Annotated in this window: 4 protein-coding genes; all 4 read left to right on the top strand. The window is 37.1% G+C overall.

Annotated elements, in window-relative coordinates; all coding sequences use genetic code 11:
* Positions 1-281: 281 nt before the first annotated feature.
* Positions 282-578 carry a hypothetical protein gene (locus H6F44_RS23405; RefSeq protein WP_242016700.1) on the top strand — a complete coding sequence of 99 codons (297 nt, stop codon included), beginning with the start codon at positions 282-284 and terminating at the stop codon, positions 576-578.
* A 405-nt stretch (positions 579-983) separates the two neighbouring features.
* Positions 984-1,562 carry a Uma2 family endonuclease gene (locus H6F44_RS21920; RefSeq protein ID WP_190353214.1) on the top strand — a complete coding sequence of 193 codons (579 nt, stop codon included), beginning with the start codon at positions 984-986 and terminating at the stop codon, positions 1,560-1,562.
* 291 nt (positions 1,563-1,853) lie between these two features.
* The gene (locus tag H6F44_RS21915) at positions 1,854-2,261 is read left to right on the top strand and encodes a Uma2 family endonuclease (protein WP_190353213.1); all 408 of its coding nucleotides are present in this window, start codon (positions 1,854-1,856) and stop codon (positions 2,259-2,261) included.
* Positions 2,262-2,341: 80 nt separating this feature from the next.
* Entirely contained in the window at positions 2,342-6,145 is a 3,804-nt protein-coding gene (locus H6F44_RS22930; RefSeq protein ID WP_199302241.1) for an Eco57I restriction-modification methylase domain-containing protein, read from the top strand.
* The last annotated feature ends 63 nt before the right edge of the window (positions 6,146-6,208 follow it).

Raw genomic sequence — 6,208 nt, 5'->3', positions numbered from 1 at the left:
GAATGCTGCTGGTTTATGGAACTTCTATTTAGATTCTGCTTAAAAATGGATGGAAAAAGTAAAACCCTTTCTGTACTTTACTTTTATTTCCCAACAGGTCTAATATTTACAAAAAGATGCCGAAATACTGAGTGATGAAGAATGCGATCGCCGTCTAGCTGCACTACAAGAATGGACAGGCAAAAATAATGAGGATGTAATTGCTTTATCTGAAAATCGTCAACTGCCAACCGATCCAGAATATGGAGAGTGGCTAATTTTACTTAATCGAGGTGACTTGCTTGAGCGGCAAAAGTAATTGGCAAAAGATCTGTGCAGACATTCAAGAACGTTCTTTAAACCAGACATTGCTCGAAGTAGAAAGTGCAAGGGAATTTAAAACGGAAATTTTTCATTGTTTGAATCGTGCTAGCAATGAAAAAATATTGAGTGCGAATCAAAAGGAGATTCGTGGGTTACTTAAAAAAGGTGCATCATCTCAAATTAACAAAAAGGGCTATACAGAAATTATGGGTGGAGGAAAAAATTTCAATCGTACTCAAGACATTCCTCATTTTAAACTTCACAATGGCTGCTGATTTGATTTTGCGATTACTATCGATGAAACTGGCAAATCTGCTCAAATTATAGGATTTGACTTTGAAATAAGGTTTCCTCAAAAAGAAGGAGAGACTAAAGTTCCATTTTTAAGAATCGACCTCAATCTGCCAGATCATAACAACGATGTCCGCAATTTACGCTTTCATCTTCATCCCAGCAACGATGACATTATGATTCATAGTCCGCCCATGTCACCTCTGGAAATTCTGCATATGTTTCTGTATGGCATCAACATCCCAGACAAACCACGCGCTTCTTAAAACATCCCCAGTTCGGCTTTGTTGGGTTCACGATTTAGGCGATCGCAAATCATTTGATCACGATCCTATCGCCTTGAACCAGACTAAAATGATTTCATGTTGTCCAAAAGGAGTTCAACTTTTATGACAGTGCAATTATTTGATCGGAGCGCGATCGCCACAAATTTCAAATTCACAACCCAGCAATACCACCTCATGCATGAAGCTGGTGTTTTTAAAGAAGGCGATCGCCTTGAGTTAATTAATGGAGAAATCAAAACCATGTCCCCCATTGGCAGAAAACACGCAGTCTGCGTGACTCGTTTACAAGAACTATGTATTAGTCGTTTATTAGGCAAAGTACAGGTTTGGTCACAAAATCCGATTCTTTTGGATAATGGCTCAGAGCCACAGCCTGATCTAGCCATTCTCAAACGCCGTCAAGATTTCTATGCCGATCGCTTGCCAACACCAAATGATATTTTGTTGATCATTGAGGTTGCTGATAGTTCCATAGATTACGATCGCGATGTAAAAGCACCTCTATACGCATCGGCAGGAATTCCTGAAATGTGGTTATTTGATGTGAATCAGAAAATCATTGAAGGTTATTCGCAACCATCGCGATCGGGTTATAAACAAATCCATCGCTACGATGAGAGCGATGTGTTATCAATGCTTGCTTTTCCTGATGTTACTTTTAATTGGCATGAGCTTTTTTAGATTTGACTTGACAAATTTAAAACATTAGAGTTACATCTAGCAAACAACATAAAGTTAGCCATAACTAACTGAGTCCAAAGCAACATATTATGTTTCAGATTTACTAGGATTTGTAGCTTGCGGCGACACTCTACAGAAAACAGAAACACTAATTAAGGAAGTGATCAAAATTTATCTAGAAGTACTTCGAGAAGATGAACTACCTATACCCGAACCTGCTACTGAAGTTGGGAAAGTAGCGGTGATGGTATAAGCGATCGCCTATTGAGTTTATTGAGCGGAAAATCAAAAATGATTATAGCGACCAAACCTATTCAACAATGGCAAACTTGGCAACAAGCAACTTGGGAAGACTATGAGGCACTGCGCGATGACGAAAATGGCGATCGCTATAAGTTATTTTTTGAAAATAATCATTTGTGGGTAGAAATGGGCGCAGAAGGAATCAATCACTCGAAATTCAGTAATCTGTTTTCAATGATTTTTGCATTTTTGGCAATGAAATTTCCCGATCTCAAATTGAGTACCTTTGGTGGTTGTCAGATGGAAAAAAGAGGAGTTCGGGCTGTTGCACCTGATATTGTGGTATATGTTGGCGAAAATATTCCCACTTGGACATCGGGACAATCGCGGTTTATTGATCTTGATCGGTGGCAATCGCCTGATCTGGTTGGCGAGAATGTTAGACACAAAAACTAATACAGAAGCTGCAATTTGGTTTTCACAGCAACTAAATTAATTGATCCCATAATTGATCGCAAATCAAAGGAAAACTGACTATGACGGTTATACTGAAAAACAATAAACCACTATTTTCGCAGCATTATTTGGATCATCGCATCCAAGAATGTTCGGAATGGCAGTTTGACGTAACCGCTAAATTTGATGCTTTGCTAAGTCTTTATTTAGCGAAAAAAGATCTGTTGCCAAAACTTAGTGAAGCACAAACGGAAGAAGTATTTATTAAGCCAGCCTTAGATATTTTAGGATTTAGCAATATTCCTCAAGTTACCACTCATGGCAAAGGGCGGGCAGAGCGCCCCGACTATGCGCTATTTAACAATGAAGGCGATCGCGATCATGCTTATCCATTACAAGATCAGGAGACGGCTTTTTATACGCGGGTGAATGCGATCGCGGAGGCAAAATATTGGGAACGTCCACTGAGTAAAGTTTCAGCCAATGATCAAAAGGATATTTATAAAAATGCTAATCCTTCGTTTCAGATTACAAATTACTTGGTGGGGACTGGAGTTGATTGGGGGATTTTGACAAATGGGCGCGAGTGGCGGCTGTATTATCGCTTGGCTTCTTCGACAGCGACAGAGTTTTATCAAATAGATTTAGTGGAGCTATTAGAATCACAAACCGAGAATAAATTAGAACAGTTTAAATATTTTTGGTTGTTTTTCTGTGCTGATAGTTTTGTTAAGAATCCGCAGGGGCGTAATTTTTTAGAACGGGTGCGAGATGGCAGTAACACCTATGCCAAGCGGGTAGGTGAAGAGTTAAAGGCTTTAGTATTTGAGCAGGTTTTTCCAAGTATCGCAGGAGGATTTGCAGCGAATGCATTTCGATTAAATTATCAAGTTACACCCGAAGAGATTTATGAAGCGACTTTATCGTTTCTATATAAGCTACTATTTTTACTTTATGCTGAAGCTAGAAATTTATTGCCAATTAATAATAGAGATTATCGAGAACTTAGCATAATTCAAACAGCCCAAGAAATTGCAAGCCGTATTGATCAGCAAAGAACATTTGGTCAAACAACAGCATTGCTCTATGAAAGATTATTAAATCTATTTAGAGTTGTTGATCTTGGTGATGCTAATTTAGAAGTACCGCGTTATAACGGTGGTCTATTTCACTTTGAGTTTAATCAATCTGACGATCAAGTGGATTATCCTGCCAATCATTTTTTATATAGATTTAAACTTGCAGATGTAGTTTTAGCGCCAGCCTTAGATAAACTCGCTAGATTTGAAGGTTTGCCGATTGATTATAGTTTTTTGGGTGTGCGTCAATTAGGTTCCATTTATGAAGGATTATTAGAATATCGCGTTGTTATTGATAATGCAGAGAAGGGAGAAGTGCATTTAGAAAATGACAAAGGCGATCGCAAGTCAACGGGTTCCTATTACACACCCGATTACATTGTTAAGTATATTGTTAGCAACACGCTTAAGCCGATTTTGACAAAGCGATCGCAAAGATTTTCTGAGCTAATGGTAGAAATTAGTCAATTACATCAACAGTTACTAGATAAGCGTTTAGGCGTGCAGAGTCGCAATGGAATTCAAAAGGATTTACAACGTTTAGAACGAGAAGCTCAAAAAACATTACTAGATATCAAAGTATGTGATCCATCAATGGGAAGTGGTCACTTTTTAGTCGAAGCTGTGGATTATTTAACTGATGAAATAATTCTGATTTTAAATCAATATCCTGACCATAATCCGATTTTAGAAATGCTAAATCAGACTCGCCAAAATATTTTAGAAAATTTGGCAAAACAAGGAATTAAAATTAGTCCAGATCGATTAGAGCCAACCCAACTATTACAGCGCGTGGTCATGAAACGCTGTATTTATGGTGTGGATTTAAACTCTATGGCTGTGGAATTAGCTAAGGTGAGTTTGTGGTTGCATTCCTTTACTGTGGGCGCTCCCTTAAGCTTTCTCGATCACCATTTACGCTGTGGTAATTCCCTAATCGGTACAACTGTAAAAGAAGCAGAAGCGGGTATGGCAAAAGATGCAACAGGACAGTTGAATTTGATGGCGGGTCCTTTTGTCGGTTTATTACGCGCTGCCGAGATTATGCGCGGTGTGAGTATTCTCAGTGATGCCACTTTTGCAGAACTAGAGCAAAGTGAAAAGCTATTTCGACAATTTGATCAAGCGGCTAAACCTTATAAACGTTTATTAGACATCTATGTATCGAAGTTTTTTGGCTTAAAACGTGCTGAACATTTTTTGAGTGTATTTGGGACAAAAGCAATTTCGGCTGATCCTGCAAAAATGAATAAGGCTGATGCCGCCGTATATAAAAATGCTCAAAAGCTCAGTGATGAGAAACATTTTTTCCATTGGGATCTCGAATTTCCAGAAGTATTTATCGATCTAGAAAATGCCTGCTGGCATGAAAACGCAGGATTTGATGCAGTAATTGGTAATCCTCCTTGGGGCAGCGAATTTTCAGCACAAGAGAAAATTTTTCTCCAAACTCATTACCAACTAGATAACTCATCTAATATTGATTCTTATGCAATCTTCACTAAGACAGCAATTCAAAGAACAAAATTAAACGGAAATTGTGGGTATATTATACCTGACACAATTCTAAGAAAAGATGATCTCCAATATTTTAGAAAATTCTTGTTGGCTAATACTGAATTAGATCAATCTATTGAAACTGGTCCTTTATTTAGAGAAGTTAGAGATACTTGGTGTTTAATTCTATTAATGACGCATAAAAATCCTTCAGTATTTCATCGTATTGATCATAAACAGATCGATAGATCAATTGTTTCTGTGGAAGAAAGACTAGAATTATTCGGCAATCAAAACTGGTTGAGGCAATCTAAAACGGCTCAAATTTATTGGCAAACTAGACCCAACTTAGTTATTGGTTATTTATCCTCAAGAAATGAACAGAAAATTATCAGTCTTATAGAACAAAAATCTATATCTCTTGCCATTCATTCTTTAGGATTTACCATATCTAGAGGAGAAGAAGGAAGTAAATTTAATCTAAAGTCGGATAAAGATAGTAATTTTCAGATGGTAATTCCTGAAAATGTAGAAAGGTATTATGTAAATCAAGGCATAAATATTTCTGATAAAACTTTAACACCGAATAAAGTCAAAAATTATTATAACAATCCTAAAATCTGGATCATTCGCATTCAAAAATTACGATGGATGCAGCGTATCGTATCTGCTTTTGATCAAAGGACTAATTCCGCAGGGATGAAGACCTTGCAAATAGTTATTTCTAAATCTAATAACACGAATAATTTATTGTTTTTGTCTACATTACTAAGTTCTAAATTAATTAATTTTTGGTGTTCAGATTATTTAGTTGATGATATGAATCAATCATATCTTGAGAAACTGCCTATTCGTGAATTTGAATTTACGACTCCAACCGATCGCCGTCAGCAGGCATTAGAAAATGCGATCGCACTGTATAACCAATATCAAAGCGATCGCCAGATCACGCCGCTATTAACACAGGTAAATCATCACCTCAGCCAACAACCCGAAGAAGCTGATGTTATTCATGATTTGTTGGCTTATTTAGCAGAGCAAATGATTGAACTGAATAAACAAAAACAAACTGAAATTAAAAGTTTCTTGCAATGGCTAGAGCGCTTTATTGGTTGTCAAGTTGATACGCTGACGAATAAATCTAAAATCCAAAATTATCTAGGTGACTATTATAAAAATGAGTCAAATCTTAGCTTTGATGAACTTATTGAAATTCTCAAGAAAAACAGAAAGAAAATCAAAATTGATCCTGTAGCCAGAAAAGAACAGCGGGAGCATCCCAAGTTTGCGCTAAGTAGAAATACTTAGCGATGGGGAATTATTAAGAAAAGCTGTACGCAAACGTAAGATCTTTGGAACATTGCATGGATT

The organism is Pseudanabaena cinerea FACHB-1277 (assembly GCF_014696345.1).
Taxonomy (GTDB): domain Bacteria; phylum Cyanobacteriota; class Cyanobacteriia; order Pseudanabaenales; family Pseudanabaenaceae; genus Pseudanabaena; species Pseudanabaena cinerea.
This window is presented reverse-complemented; position numbering and strand designations above follow the sequence as displayed.

Excerpts from the sequence above, each read along its gene's own strand:
- H6F44_RS21920 (WP_190353214.1), top strand. The coding sequence starts at position 984 with ATGACAGTGCAATTATTTGATCGGAGCGCGATCGCCACAAATTTCAAA.
- H6F44_RS21915 (WP_190353213.1), top strand. The coding sequence starts at position 1,854 with ATGATTATAGCGACCAAACCTATTCAACAATGGCAAACTTGGCAACAA.
- H6F44_RS22930 (WP_199302241.1), top strand. The coding sequence starts at position 2,342 with ATGACGGTTATACTGAAAAACAATAAACCACTATTTTCGCAGCATTAT.